At 65.6% G+C, this 24,160-nt stretch carries 20 protein-coding genes; 10 read left to right on the forward strand and 10 right to left on the reverse strand.

The annotated features are described in order from the left end of the window. The first annotated feature begins 32 nt into the window (after window positions 1-32). Both glmU and ABR323_RS18655 read left to right on the forward strand, forming a co-directional pair. Window positions 33-1,400, forward strand: a complete 1,368-nt coding sequence (gene glmU / locus ABR323_RS18650) for a bifunctional UDP-N-acetylglucosamine diphosphorylase/glucosamine-1-phosphate N-acetyltransferase GlmU (RefSeq protein ID WP_439450365.1) — start codon at window positions 33-35, stop codon at window positions 1,398-1,400. After that, a complete protein-coding gene (locus ABR323_RS18655; protein ID WP_439450366.1) occupies window positions 1,369-1,902 on the forward strand; it encodes a GNAT family N-acetyltransferase in 534 nt (177 codons plus the stop codon). Before glmU ends, ABR323_RS18655 begins: the two co-directional genes overlap by 32 nt. Window positions 1,903-2,058: 156 nt before the next feature. On the opposite strand, the gene ABR323_RS18660 is transcribed toward ABR323_RS18655, so the two are convergent. From ABR323_RS18660 to ABR323_RS18690, 7 genes are all read right to left on the reverse strand, one after another. Beyond that, window positions 2,059-3,411: a sensor histidine kinase gene (locus tag ABR323_RS18660; RefSeq protein WP_135275184.1), complete on the reverse strand. Its 1,353-nt coding sequence runs from the start codon at window positions 3,409-3,411 to the stop codon at window positions 2,059-2,061. Then, the gene (locus ABR323_RS18665; RefSeq protein ID WP_439450367.1) at window positions 3,408-4,754 is read right to left on the reverse strand and encodes a sigma-54-dependent transcriptional regulator; all 1,347 of its coding nucleotides are present in this window, start codon (window positions 4,752-4,754) and stop codon (window positions 3,408-3,410) included. The genes ABR323_RS18660 and ABR323_RS18665 overlap by 4 nt, the downstream gene beginning before the upstream one ends. 123 nt (window positions 4,755-4,877) lie before the next feature. After that, window positions 4,878-5,264 carry a PDZ domain-containing protein gene (locus ABR323_RS18670; protein ID WP_439450368.1) on the reverse strand — a complete coding sequence of 129 codons (387 nt, stop codon included), beginning with the start codon at window positions 5,262-5,264 and terminating at the stop codon, window positions 4,878-4,880. Window position 5,265: 1 nt separating this feature from the next. Next, window positions 5,266-6,468: an ABC transporter permease gene (locus tag ABR323_RS18675; RefSeq protein WP_135275181.1), complete on the reverse strand. Its 1,203-nt coding sequence runs from the start codon at window positions 6,466-6,468 to the stop codon at window positions 5,266-5,268. Window positions 6,469-6,489: 21 nt separating this feature from the next. Beyond that, a complete protein-coding gene (locus ABR323_RS18680; protein ID WP_135275180.1) occupies window positions 6,490-7,794 on the reverse strand; it encodes an ABC transporter permease in 1,305 nt (434 codons plus the stop codon). 10 nt (window positions 7,795-7,804) lie between these two features. Then, window positions 7,805-8,530: an ABC transporter ATP-binding protein gene (locus tag ABR323_RS18685; RefSeq protein WP_006394322.1), complete on the reverse strand. Its 726-nt coding sequence runs from the start codon at window positions 8,528-8,530 to the stop codon at window positions 7,805-7,807. Window positions 8,531-8,565: 35 nt separating this feature from the next. Continuing rightward, window positions 8,566-9,843 (reverse strand): efflux RND transporter periplasmic adaptor subunit, encoded by a 1,278-nt coding sequence (locus tag ABR323_RS18690; RefSeq protein ID WP_439450369.1) that lies wholly within the window; start codon window positions 9,841-9,843, stop codon window positions 8,566-8,568. Window positions 9,844-10,055: 212 nt separating this feature from the next. Between ABR323_RS18690 and glmS the strand changes: the two genes are divergently transcribed. The 6 genes from glmS to ABR323_RS18720 all read left to right on the forward strand — a co-directional run bounded on the left by glmS (window position 10,056) and on the right by ABR323_RS18720 (window position 19,011). Continuing rightward, window positions 10,056-11,894 (forward strand): glutamine--fructose-6-phosphate transaminase (isomerizing), encoded by a 1,839-nt coding sequence (gene glmS / locus ABR323_RS18695; protein WP_439450370.1) that lies wholly within the window; start codon window positions 10,056-10,058, stop codon window positions 11,892-11,894. Window positions 11,895-12,060: 166 nt separating this feature from the next. Beyond that, window positions 12,061-13,353, forward strand: coding sequence for an MFS transporter (locus ABR323_RS18700; protein ID WP_439450371.1), 1,293 nt, complete (start codon window positions 12,061-12,063; stop codon window positions 13,351-13,353). After that, entirely contained in the window at window positions 13,350-14,591 is a 1,242-nt protein-coding gene (locus ABR323_RS18705; protein ID WP_439450372.1) for a TetR family transcriptional regulator, read from the forward strand. The genes ABR323_RS18700 and ABR323_RS18705 overlap by 4 nt, the downstream gene beginning before the upstream one ends. A gap of 124 nt (window positions 14,592-14,715) precedes the next feature. Beyond that, on the forward strand, window positions 14,716-16,998 hold the full coding sequence (locus tag ABR323_RS18710; RefSeq protein WP_439450373.1) for a TonB-dependent receptor: 2,283 nt from the start codon (window positions 14,716-14,718) through the stop codon (window positions 16,996-16,998). Further along, window positions 16,995-18,173: a Ca2+-dependent phosphoinositide-specific phospholipase C gene (locus ABR323_RS18715; protein ID WP_439450374.1), complete on the forward strand. Its 1,179-nt coding sequence runs from the start codon at window positions 16,995-16,997 to the stop codon at window positions 18,171-18,173. Before ABR323_RS18710 ends, ABR323_RS18715 begins: the two co-directional genes overlap by 4 nt. Window positions 18,174-18,579: 406 nt before the next feature. Then, on the forward strand, window positions 18,580-19,011 hold the full coding sequence (locus ABR323_RS18720; protein WP_135275177.1) for a CBS domain-containing protein: 432 nt from the start codon (window positions 18,580-18,582) through the stop codon (window positions 19,009-19,011). 67 nt (window positions 19,012-19,078) lie between these two features. Here ABR323_RS18720 and ABR323_RS18725 read toward each other — a convergent pair whose 3' ends face one another. Together ABR323_RS18725 and gloA are read right to left on the reverse strand one after the other, a co-directional pair. Next, window positions 19,079-19,507, reverse strand: a complete 429-nt coding sequence (locus ABR323_RS18725; protein WP_049404183.1) for a VOC family protein — start codon at window positions 19,505-19,507, stop codon at window positions 19,079-19,081. Between the two features lie 124 nt (window positions 19,508-19,631). Further along, the gene (gene gloA / locus ABR323_RS18730; protein WP_439450375.1) at window positions 19,632-20,150 is read right to left on the reverse strand and encodes a lactoylglutathione lyase; all 519 of its coding nucleotides are present in this window, start codon (window positions 20,148-20,150) and stop codon (window positions 19,632-19,634) included. A 122-nt stretch (window positions 20,151-20,272) separates the two neighbouring features. Between gloA and ABR323_RS18735 the strand changes: the two genes are divergently transcribed. Further along, window positions 20,273-21,385, forward strand: a complete 1,113-nt coding sequence (locus tag ABR323_RS18735; protein ID WP_439450376.1) for a PLP-dependent cysteine synthase family protein — start codon at window positions 20,273-20,275, stop codon at window positions 21,383-21,385. 101 nt (window positions 21,386-21,486) lie between these two features. On the opposite strand, the gene ABR323_RS18740 is transcribed toward ABR323_RS18735, so the two are convergent. Next, window positions 21,487-21,891 carry a hypothetical protein gene (locus ABR323_RS18740; protein WP_439450377.1) on the reverse strand — a complete coding sequence of 135 codons (405 nt, stop codon included), beginning with the start codon at window positions 21,889-21,891 and terminating at the stop codon, window positions 21,487-21,489. Between the two features lie 170 nt (window positions 21,892-22,061). On the opposite strand from ABR323_RS18740, the gene ABR323_RS18745 reads away from it, so the two are divergent. Further along, window positions 22,062-24,092 (forward strand): M3 family metallopeptidase, encoded by a 2,031-nt coding sequence (locus ABR323_RS18745; protein ID WP_439450378.1) that lies wholly within the window; start codon window positions 22,062-22,064, stop codon window positions 24,090-24,092. Window positions 24,093-24,160: the final 68 nt, after the last annotated feature.

Below are 24,160 nucleotides of genomic sequence, written 5' to 3' on the forward strand. Positions count from 1 at the left end.
CCCAAGCTCCGCGGCTGCGCGGACCATTGCCCATGACCCAGCCCCTGCACGTCATCATCCTCGCCGCTGGCGCCGGCAAGCGCATGAAGTCGGTGCTGCCGAAGGTACTGCAGCCGATCGCCGGCCAGCCGATGCTGGCGCATGTGATCGATGCGGCCCGCGAACTGCAGCCCTCGGCGATCCACGTGGTCTACGGCCATGGTGGTGAAGCGGTGCGCCAGCACTTTGCCGGCCAGCCCGATCTGCAGTGGGCCGAGCAGGCGCAGCAGCTTGGCACCGGCCATGCGGTAGCCCAGGCGATGCCGCAGGTGCCAGACGCCGCGCAGGTGCTGGTGCTGTACGGCGACGTGCCGCTGATCCGCGCGCAGACCCTGCGCGACCTGCTGGCGCAGCCGGGTCGACTGGCGGTGCTGGTCGCCGATGTCGATGACCCGACCGGTTACGGCCGCGTGCTGCGCGATGCCGAAGGCAAGGTCGGCTCGATCGTCGAGCAGAAGGATGCCAACGACGACCAACTGCGCGTGCGCACGATCAATACCGGCATCATCGCTGCCGAATCGACCGCGCTTCGCCGTTGGTTGTCGCAGTTGTCGAACAGCAATGCACAGGGCGAGTACTACCTCACCGACGTGTTTGCTTTCGCCGCACATGAATACACCCCTGCCGAGATGGCGCTGGTGGCCGATGCGCAGGAAGCCGAAGGCGCAAACGATCCCTGGCAGCTGTCGCAGCTGGAGCGTGCCTGGCAGCGCCGTGCGGTGCGCGCGTTGTGCGCACAGGGGGCGCGGGTGCGTGATCCGGCGCGGCTGGACATCCGCGGTACCGTCACCGTGGGCAGCGACGTGCTGATCGACGTCGACGTCGTGCTCGAGGGCAACATCGTGCTGGGCGATGGCGTGACCATCGGACCGTTCAACCGGTTGAAGGACGTCAATCTTGGCCCGGGTACCGAAGTGCGCGCGCATTGCGACCTGGAAGGCGTGGTCACCGAAGGCGCTGCGCAGGTTGGCCCGTTCGCACGGCTGCGCCCCGGTACTGTGCTGGCCGATGGCGTGCATGTCGGCAACTTCGTCGAGACCAAGAAGGTCACACTGGGCGTGGGCAGCAAGGCCAACCACCTGACCTACCTGGGCGATGCGGTGATCGGCAGCAGGGTGAACATCGGCGCTGGCACGATCACCTGCAACTACGATGGCGTCAACAAGTCGACCACCACCATCGGCGACAACGCCTTCATCGGCTCCAACAGCGCCTTGGTGGCACCGGTGCTGATCGGCGAGGGCGCCACCATTGCAGCGGGCTCGGTCATTACCCGCGATGCCCCGGACGGCAAGCTGACCCTGGCACGTGCACGACAGGAAACCATCGATGGCTGGAAGCGCCCGCTCAAGAAGTCCTGAGCCACGTGCACCGCGCGCCGACGAGCTCGGTGCGCTGCCTGTCATCGAGCAACGTGCCGGTGAACTGCTGAAGGGCCACCCGGCCTACCCGGTGTTCGCCGGCCATGGCCTGGACCTGCAGACGCTGCAGGACGGCCTTCAGCGCGGGCAGCTGTGGGTGGTGGATGCGGCCGACGGCGGCATTGCCGGCTATCTGCTGGCCGGTGAGCTCTGCGGTGAGTTCCATGTGCTGCAGATGGACGTGGATCCCATGCATGCGCGGCGTGGCTACGGTCGTGCGTTGTTGCGGCATGCACTGGGCGAGGCCAAGGCGCGTGGCTACCCTGCGGCGGTGCTGACCACCTTGTCCGATGTGCCGTGGAATGCGGCTTTCTATGCCAGCGAAGGGTTCGACGTAGTGCCTCAGGCGCAGTGGAACGATGACTTGCGTGCGGTGATGGTCGAAGAAGCCGCGTTGGGTTTTCCGATGCAGCTGCGGGTGGCGATGCGGCGGGTCTGGTAGCTGCCGACCTTGGTCGGCAGCTACCGGAACAGCATCCACGCATGGCGTGGATCTACTGGCCCACCAAGGTCGGCATCTGCCGGAACGGCATCCACGCATGGCGTGGATCTACTGGCCGGGCAAGGTCGGCGACTACCGGGAATCCCGTTGGCCCGCTCAGCCCACGGGCAACAGGATCGACACGCACAACCCGCCGTCACCGCGGTTCTGCAGCGACACCCGGCCGCCGTGCGCTTCCACGATCTCGCGCGTCAGGGCCAGTCCCAGCCCCGTGCCGTTGCGCTTGGTCGAATAGAACGGCATCAGTGCGTTCTGCAGCACCTGTTCGTTCATGCCCTTGCCACGGTCGAGCACATCCAGGCGCAACCATTGTGGCAACCGGGTCAGCTGCACCTGCACGTCGTCGTTGGGCGGCTCTGCTTCGGCACAGGCTTCGTGCGCGTTTTTCAACAGGTTCAACAGCGCCTGCCCGAACTGTGCGATGTCGATGCGGCTGCTCATTTCTTCATCCGGCTCACGTTCCATGCCGAACGGAATCTGCTGCCGCATGCTTGAAAGGAACGGCGCCCAGTGAACGGTCTGCAGCTGCGGCTGCGGCAGCTTGGCGAAGCGTGCATAGCCGCGGATGAAGCCTTCCAGGTGGCGCGCACGGTCTTCGATGGTGGTGAAGATCTCTGGCAGCCGATCGAAGCGCTCACGCTGCACCAGCACGCCGCCGGAATGGGCCAGCGACGCGATCGGCGCCAGCGAATTGTTGAGCTCGTGGCTGATCACCCGGATCACTTTCTTCCAGGTCTGCACTTCCTGTCGGCGCAGTTCGGCGGTGAGCAGGCGCACCAGCAGCAGATCATGCGGTCGGCCGTTGAGCTGGAAAGCGCGTCGCGAGAGGTGGTAGACCTGCTCGTCGTCCTCGTCGCCGTCCTCTCCCTCGGCGTGTACCGCGAACAGACTGTCGCCGCCACGGGCGATGGCATCGCGCAGTTCCACCGGCACCTGTTCCAGTACCTCTTCCAGGCGCTGCCCTTCCAGTTTCCAGCCGCCGTGCAGCAGTTTGCGCGCGGCCAGGTTGGAGAACACCACGCGGGCGATGCCATCACCGCCCGAGGCGATCAGCAGCATGGCCACCGGCGTGTTCTGCACCATGGTGTCCAGCAGCAGCTCGCGCTGCACCAGGCCCTGACGCTGTGCGCGCAGCACGTCACCCAGCTCGCGGTGGGCTTCTACCAGGTCGCCCAGCTCGTCGTTGCCGGGCCAGTACACACCGAAGTTGTACTCGCCATCGCGGTAACTGCTGGTGGTGCCGGACAGGGCGCGCATCAGCGAACGCACCGGCGCAGTGGCCCGGCGCAGGGTCCACCACATCAGCGACAGCAGGACCAGCGCGGACACCGTGGTGACTACCCAACCATGGTCCATCCAGTACGCCAGCAGCCACGGCAGCGCGGCAGCCAGCGCCAGCACCGGCAGCAGGCGCAGGAAAAGACGGAAGGTGAACGAGCGCCGCTTCATTCGCGTGGGATGCCGTGGCGATCCATCCGCCGGTACAGTGCCTGCCGGCTCAGGCCGAGTTCGGCGGCGGCCTGGGCGATGACGCCGTGGTTGCGCGCCAGCACGTCCTCGATGCGCGTACGGTCGGGATCATTGCCAGTACTCGGCGCCGGGCGCGGTGCGGCGGCTGCGCGCGGCAGGTTGAGATCGGCCACTTCAATGCGGTTGCCGGTGGCCAGCAGTTCGGCGCGCTGGATCACGTTGCGCAGTTCGCGCACGTTGCCTGGCCACGGGTGCCGCTGCAGGGCCGCGGTGGCGGCACTGGACAGGGGCTTGCCAGCGGTCAGGAAGCGCTCGGCCAGCGGCACGATATCGCCCGGGCGTTCGGCCAGCGGCGGCAGCACCAGCTCCACCGTGTTGAGGCGGTAGTAGAGGTCTTCGCGGAAGCTGCCGTCGCGGATCATTGCTGGCAGGTCGGCATTGGTCGCACTGACCACGCGCACCTTGACCTGGCGTTCGCGGTTGGAGCCCAGGCGCTCGAAGCGGCCGGTCTCCAGCACACGCAGCAGTTTCATCTGCCCGCCCAGCGACAGGTTGCCGATCTCATCCAGGAACAGGGTGCCGCCATCGGCAGCTTCGAACTTGCCTTCACGCGCCTTGTTGGCGCCGGTGTAGGCACCGGCCTCGGCACCGAACAGCTCAGCCTCGATCAGCTCCGAGGGCAGCGCGCCACAGTTGACGGCCACGAACGGGCCCTTGGCCACCAGCGAATTGGCCTGGATGATCTGCGCGATCTTTTCCTTGCCGGCGCCGTTCGGGCCGGTGATCAATACGGGCAGCTCCGAACGTGCGACCTGGCAGGCCAGGGCGATGACGCGCTCGCTGGCCGGGTCGGCGAACACGGCGCCGCACAGGTCGTACTTCTCTTCCAGCGCGTTGCGCTGGCGCAGTTCGCGGCTGCGGCGGCGGTCCAGTTCGCGACGCGCCTCTGACAATTCCAGCAGGTTGTTGACCGTGGTCATCAGCTTGCGGTCATCCCAGGGCTTGGCCAGGTAGTCGGCGGCACCGGCCTTGACCAGATCCACCGCGCTGCTCAGGTGAGTCCAGGCGGTCAGCAGGATCACCGGCAGGTCCGGATGGCGCGCGCGGATCTGCGCGAACAGGGCCTCGCCTTCCTCACCGGAGGTCGTGTCCTCGCTGAAGTTCATGTCCTGGATGACCAGGTCGACCGGCTGCGACTCGAGCAGCGCCAGTCCCTCGGAAGGGCTCTGCGCTTGCAGGGTGTCGATGTCGTGCAGGGAGAACAGCACGTCCAGCGCGGTGCCCACACTGGCGTTGTCGTCGATGATCAGGATCGAAGGCATCAAGCGGTTCTGCAGAAAGGGATGGGCGGCACCGATGGAGCCGATCGTGTCCAAGCACCGGGAGAGCCCGGCGCCACCCATCAAGCATAGCCAAACCCGTGGACGTGCAGGGGGTGCCGCTTCTCAGTGGCGGGGTGGAGCAGGCGGTGGCGGCGGTGGCGGCGGGGCTGCCAAAGCCAGGCGCCAGACGTCGACATCCACGGCGACGCTCAGCAGCCGCCGCTCCCGCCGCAGCAACAGGTAGGCCCGGGCTGCGTGGGTCTGGTTCATCGCCTGGGCCAGATGCTCGATCTGGTAGACGGGGGTGTCATCCACGCGCAGGATGCGGTCCCCCCGGCGGACACCAAAACGGGCTTCCGGGCTGGCAGCCTCCACCTGCACCTGGCCTTCGGTTGAATGCAATGCCAGCCGGGCGGCGTCCTGCTGCCATTGCAGGGTCTTCGAGCTGCCGCCGCCGGCAAGCACCGGCAGCGGCAGGACCAGCAGCAGCGCCAGCAGCTGCGCGCGCATCTCAGGCACCCCGCGTGGCGACCGCCGGCGGCACCGCTGCGGCACGGCGTGCAGGGCCGAACACCGCGATCTGGCCGAGGGCCCACAGCAACAGCGCACCCAATGGCAGGTACAGCAGCGGCATGCGCGGCAGCTCGTACAGGTTCATCAAAGCCAGATTGATCGCGTAGGCTGCCAGCATGCCCAGCACGATGCCCAGTGTGGCCAGCAGGAAGTTCTCGGTCTGGAAGTAGCGCAGGATCTGGCCACGGGTCGCACCGAGCGCACGGCGGATGCCGATCTGCTTGCTGCGCTGCTGCACCCAGAAGCTGGCCAGGCCGACGATGCCCAGCGCGGTGACGACCAGCAGGGCCACGCAGACGGTGATCAGCAGGCCGACCATCGCCCGGTCGTTCTTGAAGAAGTCCGCGCGCTGCTCCGAGAACGACTCCTTCTCGCGGGTCAGGCGATTGGGATCGTTGCGGTCCAGTGCGGCCAGTGCGGCTTTCAGCACCTCGTCGCGGCGCGCCGGGTCGGTGCGCAGCATGTAGATGCCATCGCCGAATACACGGCGCACCGGCATGATCATCGTGTCATCCCAGTTGTTGCCCCAGCCATTGGGGGTGACCAGCGTGTCGACGATGCCGATCACGTTCACCGTCTGCTTGCCCATGTAGTACGTCTTGCCCAGCGCATTGCCGTCCGGTGCCATCTTGTGCGCGGCGGCCTGGCTGAGGATCACCGGCGTTCCGTTGGCCTTGCTCAGGTTGTCGAAATCGAAGTACTCACCGGGCTGGAAGTCGCGTCCCGCAACCAGGTTCAGGCCCAGGGTGCGTAGCGCGTCTTCGGAGAACGTGTACATGCCCACGCTGGCGGTGGGGCGCTCCTGGTTCATCTCGCGCGAGATGCTGGTGTTGGAGGAGCTGTTGCGGAACGGCAGCTGGTTGATCACGCTGACCGCGGTGACGCCGGGAATGGCGCGCAGCGAGGCCAGGTCTTCACGGGTACGGGCGGCGGCATCGGTCTGCTTGCCGACGCCGGTCACGCGAACCATGACCAGTTCGTTTTCGACCATGCCACTGGTCCGGCTGATGCGCTCCACGCGCTGGCTGACCAGGAACAGGGCGTTGCAGACGATGGCGCAGGTCAGTGCGATTTCAAGCACGATCAGCGCGGCAGCGGTCTTGTGCCGGCGCAGAGTGCTGAGGATGGGGCGGATGTCCATGGGAAGTCCTCGTTCTCGTGCTTACTGCGACTTGAGCTGGATGGCTGGGGTGACCTGCATCGCACGCCAGGCCGGCAGGAAACCGGCGGCGAGGCTGGCGAGCAGCGTCAGGCCGAGCGCGAGCAGCAGCATGTTGCCGTCCAGATGGGCCAGCTGCGCGTATGTCACCGGTTGCTGGCGCACCGCGTACAGCCCCAGCAGGGCCAGTCCGATGCCGAGCACGCCGCCGACAACACCCACGGCACCGGCTTCGACCAGGCACTGCAGGAAGATCTGGCCACGGCTGGCGCCCAATGCGCGGCGCACGCCGATCTCACCGCTGCGGCGCAGGAACTTGGCCAGCAGCAGGCCGACCGTATTGACCAGGCAGACGCCGAGGAAGCCCAGTGCCAGCCACAACTGCAGGCGCACGTCGCTGGGTACCGCACCCTTGAAGTCCAGCCATTCCATCACGGTGCGCAGGCGGACATTGACCGGGCGCTCGAAGCGGCCAGCCTGGCGCTGCTGACTGGAGTAGTTCTCCAGGTAGCGACGATAGTCGCCGGCCTTGGACGGATCCATTTCCGCCCAGTACTGCAGGTAGGCACACGGTGCGTTGAGCGAGTAACTGTTGGCACCGTCCGGATTCTCGCCGAAGCAGTTCATGTTGCCGTTGCTGCCCAACTGCAGTTCGAAGGAGGTGGAGACTGGCACCAGCAGATCCTCTTCCTTGCCGAACGCGCCGGTGGTCAGGTCGAAGAAGTGCGGCTCCGGGTTCCACTCCTTCATGACGCCGACGATGCGCAGTGCATTGCCCTCCAGCCGGATTTCGCGGCCGACGCTGTTGGCACCCTGGAACAGCTTTTCGTTGAGTGTCTTGGAAATGACCGCCACGCGCGCGCGCCCGTCATCGTCTTCACGCGTCCATGGGCGGCCGTACTGCATGGGCACGTTGAACATCGGGAAGAAGTCGGCCGAGGTCCAGCGGGTATCGATCGAGAACGGCTTCAGCGTGCTGTTGTCAGGTTCGAGGGTAGCGTCGCCAGCAGTCATCATCACCTGGCGCTCGGCCTTGGCTTCGCGCAGCAGTGCTTCGGCGTCGTAGCGCGTCATCTGCTCCTCCGGCTCTTCCTCAAGGCCGAAGCCGTTGCGCGGGCGGGGGTCGATCTGCGCGTAGAACAGGCGCTCGCTCTTCTCCGGGATGGGGTTTCCGGAAAGTACATGGAACACGGTCAAGGTGGTCATCGAGGCGCCGATGCCGAGCGCGATGGCGACCACCATCAGCGCAGTCAGGATCTTGTTGCGGCGGAAGCTGCGCACCGCCAATCGGGCGTAGTAGGCGAACATGGTCGGGCCCTCACTCGTTGACGGCGACAATGTGGCGCGGCGGGGTGGCCAGCACCGGCTCGCGCACCAGGTCGGTCACCTGGCCATCGACGATGTGCACGTTGCGCTGCGCGCGTGCGGCCAGCTCCGGGTCATGGGTGACCATCACAATGGTGGTGCCGGCAGCGTTGATCTCTTCCAGCAGTTCCATCACCCCACGGGCCATCTGCGTGTCCAGGTTGCCGGTCGGTTCGTCGGCCAGCAGCAGGCGCGGGCTGCCGGCCAGGGCACGGGCGATGGCCGCGCGCTGCTGCTGGCCGCCGGACAGTTCGTTGGGGTAGTGCTTCATGCGCGAGCCCAGGCCGACCTGGCTCAGTGCCTTCTCGATGCGCTCGCGGCGCTCGTTGGCACTCATCTTCCGATAGCGCAGCGGCACGTCGACGTTGTCGAACAGGTTCAGGTCCGGAATCAGGTTGAAGCCCTGGAAGATGAAGCCGATCTTCTGGTTGCGCAGGCGGCTGCGTGCGTCGTCGCCAAGCTTGCTCACATCCTGGCCGTCGAGCATGTAGGTGCCGCTGGTGAAGGTTTCCAGCAGCCCGGCGATGTTGAGGAACGTGGTCTTGCCGGAGCCGGACGGGCCGGTGACGGCGACGAACTCGCCTTCCTTGACCTGCAGTTCCAGTGAGCGCAACGCGTGGGTTTCCACCTGTTCGGTGCGGAAGACCTTGGCGACCGAACGCATTTCGAGCATGTACATGGGGTGTCCTCTCTCCAGGATTCAGGTATCAGGTATCAGTTGACGGAGACGCGTTCGGCGTCCTTGAACAGGTCGCTGCCGGAGACCACGATACGGTCGCCCGGCTGCACACCCGACTTGATTTCCACTTCGCCCAGGCTGCTGACGCCCAGTTCCACCGGGCGGCGCACCGCGGTGCGGCCATCCATCACGTAGGCCACGCCGTTGCCCTGTTCGACGAACGGGCCGCGCTCGACCTTCAGTACGTCCTTGCGGGTATCGAGCAGCACACGCACCGACATCCGCTGGCTCTGGCGCAGGCCTTCCGGCTGTGCGCTGGCGAAGCGCACGCGGGCGTTGACCTCGCCGTTGACCACTTCCGGCGACACCGCGCTGATCTCGCCCGGGAACGGCTTGCCGTTGCCGCCGGTCAGCTGCGCCGGCATGCCGATCGCCAGGTCGCGGGCGAAGCTTTCCGGCACCTTGATCTCGACTTCGAACTTGGACAGGTCGACCACGCCCAGCACCGGCGCGTTGGCGACCAGGTTGGTGGACTGGATGGCCTGCACCTGGCCGACCTGGCCATCGAACGGAGCACGCAGGGTCAGCGCGTCGACCTGGCGCTGCACTTCGGCCACCACGGCCTTCTGGCGGTCGGCCAGCAGGCGCTTGTTGCGGGCATCCAGGTCCGCGCCCTGGCTCTGCAGGTGTGCATCGGTGGTGGCGTTGGCCAGCGTGATGTCGGCCTTCTTCAGCGAGTCCTTGGCCTTGGCCAGGTCGATCTGCGGAACCGCGCCGCCGTCGTAGCCGCGCTGGTAGCGCTGCAGGTCACGGTCAGCGGCCTGCCGTTCGATGGTGGCCTGATCGGTTTCCTTGCGCGACTTGGCGCGGGCCAGGGTGGCGTCCAACGCGGCGCGGCTCGATTCAGCCTCCAGGCCGGCCAGGGTGGCCTGTTCCTGGGCCAGCTTGCTGCGCAGTTCCGGGCTGTCGATGACCGCCAGTTCCTGGCCCTTCTTGACCACGTCGCCGGCGACCACCTTCAGGTCCACGGTACCGGCCGAGATGGCATACAGGATCGGGCTGTTGGCGGCGATCACGCGGCCGTCGGCGGCAATGTCGCGGACCAGGTCGCCGCGCTTCACTTCGGCGATGCGCACGCGGCTGCTGTCGAAGGAGCGGCTGGCATTGGACCAGGCGTGCACGGCCCAGCCGATGCCGGCCAGCAGCGCGACAGCAGCCAGCGCCGGCCAGCGGTAGCGCTGCCAGGAGGCGCGGGTGGTGCCCGCCGGGGCGGAGGAAACGATCTGGTCCTGTGCGGAAGTGTCGCGGATCATCGATGCGTGCCTGTCGGTGGTGCCTGGGTGGTACCCGATACAAGCACGATGCATGCCAACTTTATTTCCTTTTCGTTCAATGATTTGCGCGGCGACTTCAAGTGTCCGGGTGTCCGCGGACACCTTTCCGGACACTTTCATTAAGCGGACAGGAGGGCGACGCCGGACACGCAGGCTAGAATGCGCCGATCGTCTTCAAGGAAACGTGTGACATGTGTGGAATCGTAGGTGCGATTGCTGATCGCGACGTGGTGCCGGTGCTGATCGAGGGCCTGAAGCGGCTTGAGTACCGTGGTTACGATTCTTCCGGCATCGCGGTGATCGACCAGGGTGAGCGCCGCGATGTACGCCGCGTGCGCCGCACCGGTCGCGTATCGGAAATGGCCACGGCGGCCGAGGCCGAAGGCTTCACTGCGGTGCTGGGCATCGGCCATACCCGCTGGGCCACCCATGGCGGTGTCACCGAGGCCAACGCGCATCCGCACATCAGCCACGGCGTGGCGCTGGTGCACAACGGCATCATCGAAAACCACGAGGAACAGCGCGAGAAGCTGCGCGCGCTGGGCTACAGCTTCGAATCGCAGACCGATACCGAAGTCATCGCGCACCTGATCCACCATCATCTGAAGGACGGCGATGACCTGCTGGTCGCGCTGCAGCGCACCGTGAAGGAACTGACCGGTGCCTATGCATTGGCCGTGGTCAGCCGTGCCGAACCGGAGCGGTTTGTCTGCGCGCGCATGGGCTGTCCGCTGCTGATCGGCCTGGGCGAGGGTGAGAATTTCGTCGCGTCCGACGTTTCGGCGGTGCTGTCGGCTACCCGCAAGGTGATTTTCCTGGAAGAGGGTGATACCGCCGAGATCCGGCGCGATGGCGTGCGCATTTTCGACGAGCATGACCAGCCGATCGAGCGTGACGTGCATCTGTCCGATGTGTCGCTGGCATCGCTGGAGCTGGGCCCGTACCGCCACTTCATGCAGAAGGAAATCCACGAACAGCCGCGCGCGCTGGGCGATACCATCGAGGCGGCGATCGACGCAGGCGGCTTCCCGGCCGAGCTGTTCGGCAAGAATGCCGAGGCCGTGCTGTCGGGCATCGAAGGCGTGCAGATCCTGGCCTGCGGCACCAGCTACTACTCCGGCCTGACCGCGCGCTACTGGATCGAGGCCATCGCCGGCCTGCCGTGCAGCGTGGAGATCGCAAGCGAGTACCGCTATCGCGCGGCCTACGCGAACCCCAAGCATCTGATCGTGACCATCTCGCAGTCCGGCGAAACGCTGGATACGATGGAGGCGTTGAAGTACGCCAAGTCGCTCGGCCACAAGCACACGCTGTCGATCTGCAACGTGCCGGAAAGTGCGATTCCGCGCGCCAGCGAACTGGTCTGCTATACCCGTGCCGGCGCCGAGATCGGTGTGGCCTCGACCAAGGCCTTCACCACCCAGCTGGCCGCGCTGTTCCAGCTGACCGTAGTGCTGGGCAAGCTGCATGGCCGCATCGATGAGGCGCAGGAAGCCGATTACCTGGAACAGCTGCGCTTCCTTCCGGGCAGTGTGCAGCACGCGCTGAACATGGAACCGCAGATTGCCGCGTGGGCAGAGCGTTTCGCCCGCAAGAGCAGCGCGCTGTTCCTCGGCCGTGGCCTGCATTATCCGATCGCGCTGGAAGGCGCGCTCAAGCTCAAGGAAATCTCCTACATCCACGCCGAGGCCTATCCGGCGGGCGAGTTGAAGCACGGCCCGCTGGCGCTGGTGGACGAGGACATGCCGGTGGTGGTGATCGCGCCCAACGACAGCCTGCTGGAAAAGGTGAAGTCGAACATGCAGGAAGTACGCGCCCGTGGTGGCGAGCTGTTCGTGTTCGCCGACCAGGACAGCAACTTCAACGAGTCCGAAGGCGTACATGTGATCCGCACGCCGCGCCATGCCGGCGTGCTCAGCCCGATCGTGCACACCATTCCGGTGCAGCTGCTGGCGTACCACACCGCGCTGGCACGGGGCACCGACGTGGACAAGCCGCGCAATCTGGCCAAGAGCGTGACGGTGGAGTAAGGCGCGCGGCATCGTGGATGTAAAGGCGATTGCCAGCAGCAGGTAATGGAAGCGCGGAGGCCTGGCCCCCGCGCTTCTGCGGGCCATGTCCCGGCCGGGGTTGTCATGTCCGCATCATGTTGGCGGCACATAGTGCTTTCCCGTATCAGCAGGCGAAGGCGCGTGGATGGATGTTGCGCCGCCCAGGCTGGCCGAGGGCCAGTTCCGTGTTGACCAGGCCTATGCGGCAGCCCACTTCGGAAAGAGCCTGTTCTGGCAGACCGGTGAGCTGCTGCTGGCGTTTTTCCTCACTGAGGTGGCTGGATTGCCGCCCATGGCGATGGGCGCTGTGGTCGCCACCAGCCTTCTGGCCAGCGCAGCCAGCGATCTGCTGGTCGGCCGGTTCTGGCGGAACTCGCTGGCGTCGGTTGCAGGTGCCGCGCACCTGCAATGGCAGGGAGCGTGGGTGGCAGCCATCGCGCTGATCGGCCTGTTTTCCACAGGCCACCTGCCGCCGCACGCGAAACTGCCGTTCGCGCTGGCCTTGGCCTTGATGTTCCGGGTCGGATACAGCGTCTACGACGTGCCGCAGAACGTGCTGCTCAGCCTGGCGACCCGTTCTTCGGCTGCGCGCAGCCGGATTGCATCGGTACGGGTAGCGGTGAGCAGCCTGGCAGGGGTGTGCCTGGCGCTGGCGATCGTGCCCCTGCTGCAGGAGCAACCTCATCAGGAGCGGGCACTGCGTTTCATGCTGCTGACCGTGCTGCTGGCCATTCTGGCGATCGCCAGCGCGGCGTGCCTGAGGCATGTGTTGACCCATGCGCGGGTAACACCTGGCCCCTGCGAATCCGAACGCGCTGACGCGCCTTTGCACATCTTGCCCGTTCCACTGCTGCTGGCGATGTTCTTTGTACTGCTGGTCGGGGCTCCGCTGTTCGCCAAGTTGGAACCATACTTCGTCGGCCATGTGCTGCGTTCATCCCTGTGGGGTGGAGCGCTGCTGCTGGGCGGCGCACTCGGCACCCTGGCCGCACAACCACTGATGCAGTTTCTACTGGCCCGGCAACCGCGGTTGCCGGTGATCTTTGCGTGCAGCCTGACACTGATGCTGGTGGCTCTGGCGTGGTGGCAACTGGCACCCGCCGTCTGGGCCGCCATTGCCTGCGCGATGGCCATGGGCCTGGCGGGTGGTGTGCTCGGCATGACCCTGTGGGCGGCGTTCGCTGATGCGGTTGCGGGGCGTTCGCCTTTGCGGGCCGGTGCGGCATTCGGACTGCTTACCGCCACCAGCAAGTCGGCGTTGGCATGTGGTGCGTGGTGGCTGGGCCATTGGCTGTCAGGATTCGACTATCGTGGTGAGGACAGCGCACAGCTGGCAACGATGATGGCGGTGGGGCCGGCCCTGGCGGCTGCGGGTTGCCTGCTGCTGGCGGGCGGCGCCTGGTGGGTGCCGCGGAAGATGGAAGGAATGCGAGCATGAGCGATCTGGATGGGGCTGTGGCCATGGCGGGCATGGAGGCGGAGGCATTGCCGATGCGTCTACACCTGCTGCGGGTTGCGCGGCATGAACTGGCAGGCGGAGGCACGCGGGCACTCGGATTGCGCCGAATCGCTGCAGCTGCTGGCGTAACCCTGGCAACGCTCAGCTATCACCTGGGTAGCAAGGCTCAGCTGATGCAGGCGCTGGTCGACGCCGAACGCGAACGGGATCGGTTGTGGCATGCCGACTGGCTCGCGTGCATGGCCGCCGTGCCACGTTGGGATGCGCCGGCCCTGGCTACGATGCTGGAGCAGTATCTGCAGGCCACCGGTGCTGATGATGCCCACGGTGATGTGCGGGTGACCCGCATGGTATGGGCCGAGCTGATGCTGCATGCCGGCGTTGACCCTGCGACGGCCACGCTGCTGCAGCCCTGGCTGCAGGACCGGCGCCGTTTCTGGCAACAGTTGCTGGCCGCTCGCATCGACGACGATGGGCAATGGTCCGAACTGCTTTTTGCCTATGCCAGCGACGAGGGTGTGCATGCGCTGGCGCTGGAAGCCTTGCCGGACTATCGCCTGCTGCGGCGGTTGGCCATCGAGCGGCTGTCGCATGGACTGGATCCCCTGCAAAGAGTGGGGCTGGCCAGTACCACAGCTGTCTTCGAGGCGCTCGTACAGCGGCTGGATCCGGCGTTGGGCCTGGCCACCCCGGAAGGAACATCGCCGCTGCTGGAACCGGGGCGGCGGCGTGATATCGCGGTGGCCGCGTGTGAGGTGATCCTTGAAGAGGGTGCGCAGGCCCTGACCCATCGTGCGGTCGCCGAGCGTCTTGGCATCCCCGCCTCCAGCGTGGCCTATCACTGCCGCACTGGTGCAGACCTGCTCATCGCCGGGCAGGAAATGGTCTATCTGGTGGCGCAGGGACGCATGCCGGCGCCGCGCGACGATTCGGCGACGCAGCGGCAACGGGTAACCATGCGCGGCACGCTGTCGATCAGCCTTGCGGCTGCACGCGATCCCCTGCTGCGCCCACATGCGATCGACCTGCGTCGATTGCGCGGTGAAAACCTGGCGCGCCTGCTGCGGGAGGGCGACCACCGACTGGCGGATCGGCTGGACGCACAGGCTGCGGCGATCACGGGCCTGGGGGCCGCTGCGCTGACCGATGCCGAGGGTGGGGACGAGCAGCGCACCGGGCACTTGGTCGAGTGGCAGTTGCGGGATCTTGCGAGCTGAACAAGTGTTCTGTGTTTTGTTGATTCGCAATATTTTAGGTAAATTTTAACCGTACAAGCGTAATGTTCCTGTCATTGCGCCTGCCTAGGATCTCGCCCTGAACCTATTCCCAGGGGATCCATCCATGCTGTCTCATCCATTCCAGCCCAGTGCGTTGAGCCTGGCCCTGGCGGTCGCGCTCGGTCTGTCCTGGACTGAACAAGTGTCTGCCCAGGCCGCTGATGCAACGCCTTCTCCCGTCCAGCTCGATGCGGTCACCGTCACCGCGCAGAAGCGCGAGCAGTCGATCAAGGACGTGCCCATTTCGATTGCTGCGGTCACCGGCCAGGACATCGAGAAGCAGAACTTCACCGACTTCGAGCGGTTGTCCACCCGTATCCCTGGCTTCTTCGTGCAACAGCAGACCGACAGTTCCGCCAGCTTCGTCATGCGCGGTATCGAGGCAGGCAATTCCGGTGCGGTTTCGGAACCGAGCATCTCCTTCTTCCTCAACGATGTGGACACCAGCCGTTCGCGCGGCATGCTGAAGGAGCTGTTTGACATCGAGCGGGTGGAAGTCGCCAAGGGGCCGCAGGGCACGCTGTACGGTCGCGGTGCGCAGATCGGTGCGATCGCCGTGTACACGCGCAAGGCCGACCCTTCCAATGTGGAATGGCAGTTGGAAGGACAGCTGGGCAACCATGGGTTGTACAGCGCTACAGCGATCTACAACACACCGCTGGTGAAGGATGAGCTGGGTCTGCGCATTGCCGTGCGCAAGCGCGAGCGCGATGGCTATGTGCACAACCTGGGCGGTGGCCCGGATCTGAACGATGACGACATGGGCGCTGCGCGGATGTCATTGCGCTGGCAGCCGTCCGATGTGCTGTCGATGGATCTGATCGTCGATCATCAGTCCGACAATGATGGCTTCGTGATGACCAAAGCGATCAACGTCGCCTCCCCGGGCGGTGATACCAGTCCCTTCAGTGAGGCTGCGCAGAGCAGCTACGATCCGCCGCAGCGCCGTCGCCAGACCGGCGTTACCCTGCTGACCGACTGGAGCCTGGCAGACGCGTGGCAACTGCGCTCGATCAGTGCATGGCGCAAGGTGGAATTCTCCGAGTCATGGGACATCGATGGCACCACCTATCCGTTCCTGATCGGCCGCAATCTGGCGGACAACCAGCGCATTCTCAGCCAGGAGTTCCGCCTCGGATTCGATGATGGCGGCGCTTTCCGTGCCAACGTCGGCGCGGGCTACTACCAGGACAGCACCTACAATCTGGCTGAAACGGTGATCAACGAGCAGTACCTCCTGGCCGGCTTCCCGCGTGTGACCACGCCGGTCACGCGCTATCTCGGCCGTGCGGTGACCGAAGGCGTGGCCACCCGTACCTCTACCCGCAACCGGCGTGGAAGCGCCTCCGCCTATGCCAACGTCTCGTGGGATCTGCTGCCGCGACTGACCGTGGATGCGGGTGTACGCTACACCCGCGACCAAGCCCGTGTGCGCAACTGGTCGCGGGTCTCCACCATCGACGGGGTGGCACCCATCGCGATGCCCAATGGGCTGGGCAACTCCCTGGGCCAGGAGTTCAGCACTGATGGTGACTTCAATCTGCTGCAGCCGCGCGCAGCATTGACGTGGAAGTTCAGCGACCAGATCAATCTGTATGCCGGCGTATCGCGAGGGTTGCGTTCGGGCTATCCGCAGATCAGTTTCGGTGCGCCGTTGAACGGGCAGCCGAACCCGACCTTCGGCAAGCTCGGGACCGAAGAAGTGGTCAACTATGAGATCGGCGCCAAGGGCACGGTGGGCAAGCGCCTGTACTTCGACGCGGCTGCGTTCACCTACGACTACAAGGACTTCCAGACGCGCGCCAGCGACATCACCGTGGGCATGGTCAACGCCGGCAAGGCATCGGCGCGTGGCCTTGAGCTCAGTGGTGCGCTCCAGCTGACGCAAGACCTGACCCTGTCGGCGGCCTATGCCTACCTGCACACTCGCTATGACACCTTCAGCGAGGTGGTCAACGGCACCTTGGTGGATCGCTCGGGAAATGTTTTCCGCATGGCACCGAAGCATACGGCCAGCGTCAGCCTGGACTGGCGTGCCCCGGCCTTCGGGCGCTGGGAGGTATTCGCCAATGGCAACTATGCGTGGCGCTCCCGCTATTACCTCAACAACGACAACCTCGACAACGAAAGCCAGAAGGCGTTTGGCCTGCTCGACCTGCGGGCGGGTTTCGAGCGCAACGACGGTGCAGTGATGGTCGAGGCCTACGTCGAGAACGCGCAGGATCGCGAATGGGTGCGCGATGTCGGCAATGGAGGAAAGTTCTTTGGCGTGCCAACGTCCATCCGGGCCAATCCACGGATGTTCGGCATCAGGGTTCGGCTGCAGGGCTGGGGAGAAGCACGATGATCCGTTCGCTGACATGCGCCGCGCTGCTGTGCGCGGCGGGCGCCGCCGTCCAGGCGTCGGAGTTGCGCCTCAACCAGATACAGGTCATCGGCACCCACAACAGCTACAGTCAACCAGCCGATCCACGCGTGTTCGATGTGATGGATCCCCTGTTGAATCCGGTCATCGATGGCATGATGAAGCAGATGCCTGAGCAGATGCGAAAAGCCTTTGCCGACGAACATCCGCATGCCTTCGACGGTGGACTGCAGCCTGCGCTGGAATACCGCTTCCCGACGCTGGACGCGCAGTTGCGTTCCGGCCTGCGCAGCATCGAACTGGACCTCAACGTCGACCATGACGGCGGACGATTCAGCGATCCGCTTCCCTACCGCCTGCTGCGTGCGAAGGGCGAGGGCAACCTGGCGCCGCTGCATGATGCCGCACTGCTTGAGCCTGGGTTGAAAACCCTGCACATGGTGGACGTCGATTTCCGCAGCAGTTGCCCGACCTTCCGCATGTGCCTGCAGCAACTGCGCAGCTGGTCCGATGCGAACCCCGGGCATTCGCCGGTGTTCGTGCTGCTGGAGCCGAAGTTCTCCAGCTTCACCACGCGGGTGGCTGGAGCTACGCCGGTGCAGCCGTTCGATGCCCGGGCGTTCGCCGAAATGGATGCTTCCATCGAGAGCATTCTCGGTCGTGGGCATGTGATCACCCCGGATGATGTGCGCGGCAACGCACCGACGCTGGAAGCTGCCGCGCGCGCGGGACAATGGCCCACGCTGTCGGCAGCCCGTGGCAGGTTTGTGTTCCTGATGATCGTGCCGGGCCTGAACCTGGAGACCTTCGCGCCCTATCTGCAGGGGCATCCGAACCTGGAGGGGCGGATGGCATTCGTGCAGGGACAACCGGGCATGGACCACGCTGCCTTCGTGATGATCGACAACGCCCTGACCCGAGGTAGCGAGATCCGCCGGTTGGTGGGCGAGGGCTACCTGGTCCGCAGCCGTGCCGACATCGATACCGGCGAGGCGCGCGCCAACGACACAGCGCGGCGTGAGGCGGCGCTGGCCAGCGGTGCGCAGGTCATCTCCACCGACTATCCGTTCGCACCGAACATCTTCGGCAATGACTATGTGGTCATGCCGTTTCCCCAGGGGCTGCGGGCGAACCCGGTCAACGGCGGGACGCCCTGAGGCCGGCCGGCCCTGGCCAGTTCCTCACCATTCGCGGAAGTGGGACAGGACCTTGGGGTTCTGTCCGCACATCGGCAGCGGGCGGCCAAGCTTGAGCGTTGCGCGGCTGCGGCATTCAGCCTCGGTTTCAGCCGTAGTGCCATTCTCTGGATCGTCAGTTGGTTCCCACGACGAACTGTCCTATCGATGCCGGTAGTGACCGATGGTCGCAGTCGTAGAATCAGGTTGACCGAGGGTCGGGTTGAGCCGTTGAGCCCACCTCGTTCGCGTTGCAGCACGTCGTCTGCCGATCCATTTCCACCGGCAGCCGGGTGCGCCAGACGTGCGCTGAAAGGTCTGTTCCCGGGGAGGGGGCGCATCGGAAGAGCACACTTTTTGACTTAGTGACCTGCACCAGGAAACAAGAATGAACGTCCGCGAGCTCCTGCAATCCAAGAAAGAAGCTGTCATCACCATCGATGCGGAAGACACCATCGGTGCCGCCGCCCACAAGATGAGCGCGAATAAAATCGCCGCGCTGGTGGTGACCAAGGACGATGCCCCGGTCGGCATCATTTCCGAAAAGGACATCGTGCGTACCCTGGCCGACGACGGCCCGCAGGCCGGCCGCCGGGTGATCTCCAGTCTGCCGTCCACCGGTCTGGAAGGCATTGCGCCGGACGCGACCCTGAAGCAGGCCATGTCGTTGATGACGTACTCGCGGCGCCGTCATCTGATGGTTACCGAAGGCACTCGACTGGTTGGCATCCTCAGCCTGGGCGACATCGTGAAGAACCTGCTGGGCGAACTGGAACTGGAAAAGGCTGTACTGCAGGACATCTACATGGCGGCCCACTGAGGGCCACGCCATTGGACGCAGAGAAGCCGGGCATTGCCCGGCTTCTTCGTTCACGGCTTCGGTGATATCAGAAAGTGACCTTCACCGAATCGGCGCTGTAGTTCGCCGGGCCGTGATAGACCACTTCGATGTTGTTGCCATCCGGATCGAGCACGAAGGCGCCGTAGTAGCCCGGATGGTAGGGGCGTTCGCCCGGTGCACCGTTGTCGGTACCGCCGGCGGCGATGGCTGCAGTGTGGAAGGCATCGACGGTAGCGCTGTCGCGGGCCTGGAACGCCAGATGGTGGCGACCGGTCAACTGGCCGGCAGCCGCCTCGCTGCTGGCGCTGGAAATGAACAGCTCATCGGCCCAGAAGTAGTCATCGCCTTCACCAGCGATCGGGATGCCGATCGTATCGAACACCGCCTGGTAGAAGCGGCGGCTGGCGGCCAGATCACGTACGACCAGCTGGATGTGGTCGATCAGGCGGCCACGGTGCAGTTCCATGGTTTCCATACGAACCTCGCAAAAAAGGGGACGGAGTCGGTAGCGCCGGGCCGTGCCCGGCGAGCGCGCAGCGCGGCCTGTTCAAGGCTGCCGGGCATGGCCCGGCGCTACCGGAATTGTGCCCCTTTCTGGGTCAAGCGTTGGCGATGATCTCGACCCAGTAGCCGTCCGGGTCCTTGATGAAGGCCAGGTTATTCATGCGGCCGTCGGTCAGGCGCTTCTGGAAGGTCACGCCCAGGTCTTCAAATCGCTGGCAGGCGGCCTCGATGTCGGGCACCGAGACGCAGATGTGGCCGAAGCCGCGCGGGTCGCTGTTGCCGTCGTGGTAGACCGCGCCGTCCTGGGTTTCGGTGCCGTGGTTGTGGGTCAGTTCCAGCACTCCCGGAAGGCCGGCCATCCACACGCGGCGCGGGCTGTCGTCTTCCGGCACCACCGCACCGGCCGGCACGTAGGCCAGGAAGTACAGGCTGAATTGGGCGTCCGGGAAGTCCCGCTTGTCGAGCAGCTGGTAGCCGAGCACGCGAGTGTAGAAGTCCAGCGAGGCGGTGATGTCCTTCACCCGCAGCATGGTGTGGTTGAACACGAAGCCGGTGGTTTCGGCCGGAGCCTGGGCGGCGACGCCAGGGACATCGCGCAGGGCGGGAATGGTCATGGGGGAGGTCCTTCAGACAGGGCCGTTGCCGGCCGGATGGACTCATTCTACCGGCCCGCACCTGACGGCACCGCGACGTACAATGGGCTGATCGCACCGTTCCGTTCTGAGCATTGCCCGCCATGTCGCAGCGTGAATGGGTGGCCGCCGCCATCCGCAAGATCGAAGCCGATTTCAACCGTTCCGCCGATACCCACCTGATCCCGTTGGCGCTGCCCGGGTTTGAGGGCATCGACGTGTACCTGAAGGATGAATCGAGCCATCCAACCGGAAGCCTGAAGCACCGGCTGGCGCGCTCGCTGTTCCTGTATGCGTTGACCAACGGCTGGTTGCGCGAAGGGCGGCCTGTGATCGAGGCGTCCAGCGGCTCGACCGCCGTCTCCGAAGCCTACTTCGCGCGCCTGCTCGGCCTACCGTTCATTGCCGTGATCCCGGCCACCACCTCGCCGGAAAAGATCGCCGCGATCGAGTTCCACGGGGGCCGCTGCCACCTGGTCGAGCGTGCCTGTGACCTCAACTGCGATTCGGAAAAGCTGGCCCGCGAAACCGGCGGTCACTTCATGGACCAGTTCACCTACGCCGAGCGCGCCACCGACTGGCGTGCCAACAACAACATCGCCGAATCCATCTTCAAGCAGATGGCCGAAGAGCCCAGCCCGGTTCCGGAATGGATCGTGTGCAGCCCCGGCACCGGCGGTACCGCGGCCACCCTGGGCCGCTATGTCAGCTATCGCCGGCACGACACCCGCATTCTCTGCGCGGACCCGGAAGTGTCGGTGTTCTTCGATGGCTATAAAGCCGCCGTGGCCGGTGAACAGGACTGGCGGGGCCTGACCTGCAGCGGCGGCTCGCGTGTGGAAGGCATCGGCCGCCCGCGGGTGGAACCAAGCTTCATCCCGACCAGTGTCGATGCAATGGTGAAGGTGCCCGACGCACTGAGCCTGGCCGCGATGCGCCATGTCAGCCGCCAGCTCGGCCGTCGTGTCGGTGGCTCCACCGGCACCAACTTCATCGGCGTGCTGCAGGCCGCGCAGTGGATGCGAGAAGCGGGCCACCAGGGCAGCATCGTCAGTATCCTGTGCGACAGCGGCGAGCGTTATGCGCAGAGCTACTACGACCCGGCGTGGTACGCGCGCCAGGGCATCGATGTCGAAGGCGCCGATGCACAACTGGCCGCAGCGGTGGCCGGGCAAGGCTTGCCCGAGCTGCCGTGGTGCAGCCTGGAAGCACTGTAACCGGCCGGCATTTCCGCCGGGCATGGCCCGGCGCTACCGATCATGCCGGGCGGGTAGCGCCGGGCCGTGCCCGGCGAGCGCAGCGGTGTGTTACATCCAGATCAATACCCTGCCGCGGTGAACGCATCCAGTACTGCATCGCGCAGCGCATCGGGCAGTGCCTCGATGTCGATCGCACGGTCATCCAGATGCAGGCTCGGGTCCAGGATGCTGGCGCGTCCCTGGGCCAGTGCCTGCAGCCACAGCAGCACGCAGATCACGAACTCGCGCTCGTGGCCCAATTGCAGCTGGCTGGCGCCACGCTCGATCACCTCGAACGGGTACCACTCCTGTGCATCATTGAACGTGCCGCCCTGCTGCAGCACCGCCTGCAGCTGATGCAGGTGGCGCCGGGCGTCGTCGCCGGCATCGCACAACGCGGCGATCCAGGTCAATTCGGCCGGGCTGGCGGACAACGCCAGCGACCGCGCCGATGAGGCGGATGCAACTGCAGCCAGACCTTCCATGTGGGGCCTCGTTGGGTACCTACCGCTGCGGACTCCCCCGCAGCCAGAGCTTCGGCAGGGAAGCGTAAGGCCGACGTGAATGCCGGGCCGCGCCCCCTTGTCAGCCACGCCCGGCAGCGCCATATCCAGAGAGCTGCCCGCCTGCCGGGCCCGTTCCCTGGAGATCTGCCGTGACCGTTGCCAACCCCCTGCTCGATGTTTCCGGCCTGCCGCGCTTCGAGGCGATCCGCCCCGAGCACGTGGCGTCGGCGCTGGATGTGCTGCTGGCCGAGGCCGAAGCCGCCGTCAGCGCAGCCGAGCAGGTAACGCCGGTGCGCTGGGAGACCTTCGTCGCCCCACTGGACGATGCCACCGAGCGCCTGTGGCGCGCCTGGGGCCTGGTCGGCCACCTGCAGGGCGTGGTCAACACCCCGGAACTGCGTGAGGCCTACAACAGCAACCTGCCGCGGGTGACCCGCTTCGCCAGTGCGCTGGGCCAGAACCTGGCGCTGTATCGCCAGTACCAGGCGCTGGCCGCCAGCCCGGAGGCCGCGACCTTCGATCAGGCCCAGCGCAAGGTGCTGGACAACACTCTGCGCGATTTCCGCCTCGGCGGTGCCGAACTGGCGCCCGAGGCGCAGCAGCGCTTCGCGGCGATCAAGGAAGAGCTGTCGGCGCTGTCGGCGAAGTTCTCGCAGAACGTGCTCGACGCCACCGACGCCTGGTCGCTGATCGTCGAGGATGAAAACCGCCTGGCCGGTGTCCCGGCCGACGTGAAGGCTGCCGCCCGCACTGCGGCGGAGAAGGACGGCTCGCCGGGCTGGAAGCTGACCCTGCAGATGCCGTGCTACCTGCCGGTGCAGACCTGGGGCGAGGACCGCGACCTGCGCGAGATCCTGTATCGCGCCAGTGCACAGCGTGCGTCCGAATTTGGCGACGATGCGCTGGATAACAGCGGCAACATCGACCGCATCCTGGCCCTGCGCGCCGAACTGGCCGCGCTGCTCGGCTTCGGTTCGTATGGTGATTACTCGGTAGCGACCAAGATGGCGCAGGACCCGGCCGAGGTGCTCGGTTTCCTGCGTGACCTCGCCACGCGCGCCAAGCCGTTCGCGGCCAAGGACCGCGCTGAGCTGGAGCAGTTCGCGCGCGATGAGCTCGGCATCGACAGCCTGCAGGCATGGGACCTGGCCTTTGCCGCAGACCGCCTGAAGCAGGCGCGCTACAGCTATTCCGAGCAGGATGTGAAGCAGTACTTCACCGAGCCGAAGGTGCTGGGCGGCCTGTTTTCGGTGATCGAACAGCTGTACGGCCTGCGTGTGCAGGACGACAGCGCGCCGGTCTGGCACGAGGATGTGCGCTTCTTCCGCCTGGTTGACGCGCAAGGTGCGCTGGTCGGCCAGTTCTACCTCGATCTGTATGCGCGCGAGGGCAAGCGCGGTGGCGCGTGGATGGATGATTGCCGCAACCGCCGCGTGCACGCCGACGGCAGCGTGCAGACGCCACTGGTCTACCTGGTGTGCAACTTCGGCCGTGGTGCCAATGGCAAGCCGGCCACTTTCAGCCACAACGAAGTCACCACGCTGTTCCATGAAATGGGCCACGGCCTGCACCAGCTGCTGACCCGCATCGGTGAACTGGGCGTGGCTGGCATCAACGGCGTGGAATGGGATGCGGTGGAGTTGCCCAGTCAGTTCATGGAGAATTTCTGCTGGGAATGGGACCACCTGCAGGGCATGACCGCGCACGTGGACACTGGCGAGCCGCTGCCGCGCGCGCTGTACGAGCGCATGCTGGCGGCGCGCAACTTCCACAGCGGCATGGCCACCGTGCGCCAGCTGGAATTTGGCCTGTTCGACATGCTGCTGCATAGCCAGTTCGAACCTGCGCAGGACAGCGTGCTGGCATTGCTCGATCGCGTGCGCGCGGAGGTGGCGGTGAATCATCCGCCGGTCTGGAATCGCTTCCCGCACCAGTTCAGCCACATCTTCGCTGGCGGCTACGCGGCCGGTTACTACAGCTACAAGTGGGCTGAAGTGCTCAGCGCCGATGCCTACGCCGCGTTTGAAGAGGCTCCACAGGCACTGGCTGAAACCGGTGCACGCTTCCGCGATGAAATCCTGTCGCGTGGCGGCAGCCGCCCGGCGGCGGAGAACTTCAAGGCGTTCCGTGGCCGCGCGCCGCAGATCGACGCGCTGCTGCGCCATTCGGGCATGGCGTGAACCGTTGTGGTGGGTGCCAACCTTGGTTGGCACTTCACCGCCATCCACGCATGGCGTGGATCTACTGG

The organism is Stenotrophomonas sp. ATs4, assembly GCF_051861585.1.
Taxonomy (GTDB): domain Bacteria; phylum Pseudomonadota; class Gammaproteobacteria; order Xanthomonadales; family Xanthomonadaceae; genus Stenotrophomonas; species Stenotrophomonas maltophilia_AS.

Bases quoted from the DNA above. Each gene is read 5' to 3' on its own strand.
- glmU (WP_439450365.1), top strand. From the start codon at position 33: ATGACCCAGCCCCTGCACGTCATCATCCTCGCCGCTGGCGCCGGCAAG.
- ABR323_RS18655 (WP_439450366.1), top strand. From the start codon at position 1,369: ATGGCTGGAAGCGCCCGCTCAAGAAGTCCTGAGCCACGTGCACCGCGC.
- ABR323_RS18660 (WP_135275184.1), bottom strand. From the start codon at position 3,411: ATGAAGCGGCGCTCGTTCACCTTCCGTCTTTTCCTGCGCCTGCTGCCG.
- ABR323_RS18665 (WP_439450367.1), bottom strand. From the start codon at position 4,754: ATGCCTTCGATCCTGATCATCGACGACAACGCCAGTGTGGGCACCGCG.
- ABR323_RS18670 (WP_439450368.1), bottom strand. From the start codon at position 5,264: ATGCGCGCGCAGCTGCTGGCGCTGCTGCTGGTCCTGCCGCTGCCGGTG.
- ABR323_RS18675 (WP_135275181.1), bottom strand. From the start codon at position 6,468: ATGGACATCCGCCCCATCCTCAGCACTCTGCGCCGGCACAAGACCGCT.
- ABR323_RS18680 (WP_135275180.1), bottom strand. From the start codon at position 7,794: ATGTTCGCCTACTACGCCCGATTGGCGGTGCGCAGCTTCCGCCGCAAC.
- ABR323_RS18685 (WP_006394322.1), bottom strand. From the start codon at position 8,530: ATGTACATGCTCGAAATGCGTTCGGTCGCCAAGGTCTTCCGCACCGAA.
- ABR323_RS18690 (WP_439450369.1), bottom strand. From the start codon at position 9,843: ATGATCCGCGACACTTCCGCACAGGACCAGATCGTTTCCTCCGCCCCG.
- glmS (WP_439450370.1), top strand. From the start codon at position 10,056: ATGTGTGGAATCGTAGGTGCGATTGCTGATCGCGACGTGGTGCCGGTG.
- ABR323_RS18700 (WP_439450371.1), top strand. From the start codon at position 12,061: ATGGATGTTGCGCCGCCCAGGCTGGCCGAGGGCCAGTTCCGTGTTGAC.
- ABR323_RS18705 (WP_439450372.1), top strand. From the start codon at position 13,350: ATGAGCGATCTGGATGGGGCTGTGGCCATGGCGGGCATGGAGGCGGAG.
- ABR323_RS18710 (WP_439450373.1), top strand. From the start codon at position 14,716: ATGCTGTCTCATCCATTCCAGCCCAGTGCGTTGAGCCTGGCCCTGGCG.
- ABR323_RS18715 (WP_439450374.1), top strand. From the start codon at position 16,995: ATGATCCGTTCGCTGACATGCGCCGCGCTGCTGTGCGCGGCGGGCGCC.
- ABR323_RS18720 (WP_135275177.1), top strand. From the start codon at position 18,580: ATGAACGTCCGCGAGCTCCTGCAATCCAAGAAAGAAGCTGTCATCACC.
- ABR323_RS18725 (WP_049404183.1), bottom strand. From the start codon at position 19,507: ATGGAAACCATGGAACTGCACCGTGGCCGCCTGATCGACCACATCCAG.
- gloA (WP_439450375.1), bottom strand. From the start codon at position 20,150: ATGACCATTCCCGCCCTGCGCGATGTCCCTGGCGTCGCCGCCCAGGCT.
- ABR323_RS18735 (WP_439450376.1), top strand. From the start codon at position 20,273: ATGTCGCAGCGTGAATGGGTGGCCGCCGCCATCCGCAAGATCGAAGCC.
- ABR323_RS18740 (WP_439450377.1), bottom strand. From the start codon at position 21,891: ATGGAAGGTCTGGCTGCAGTTGCATCCGCCTCATCGGCGCGGTCGCTG.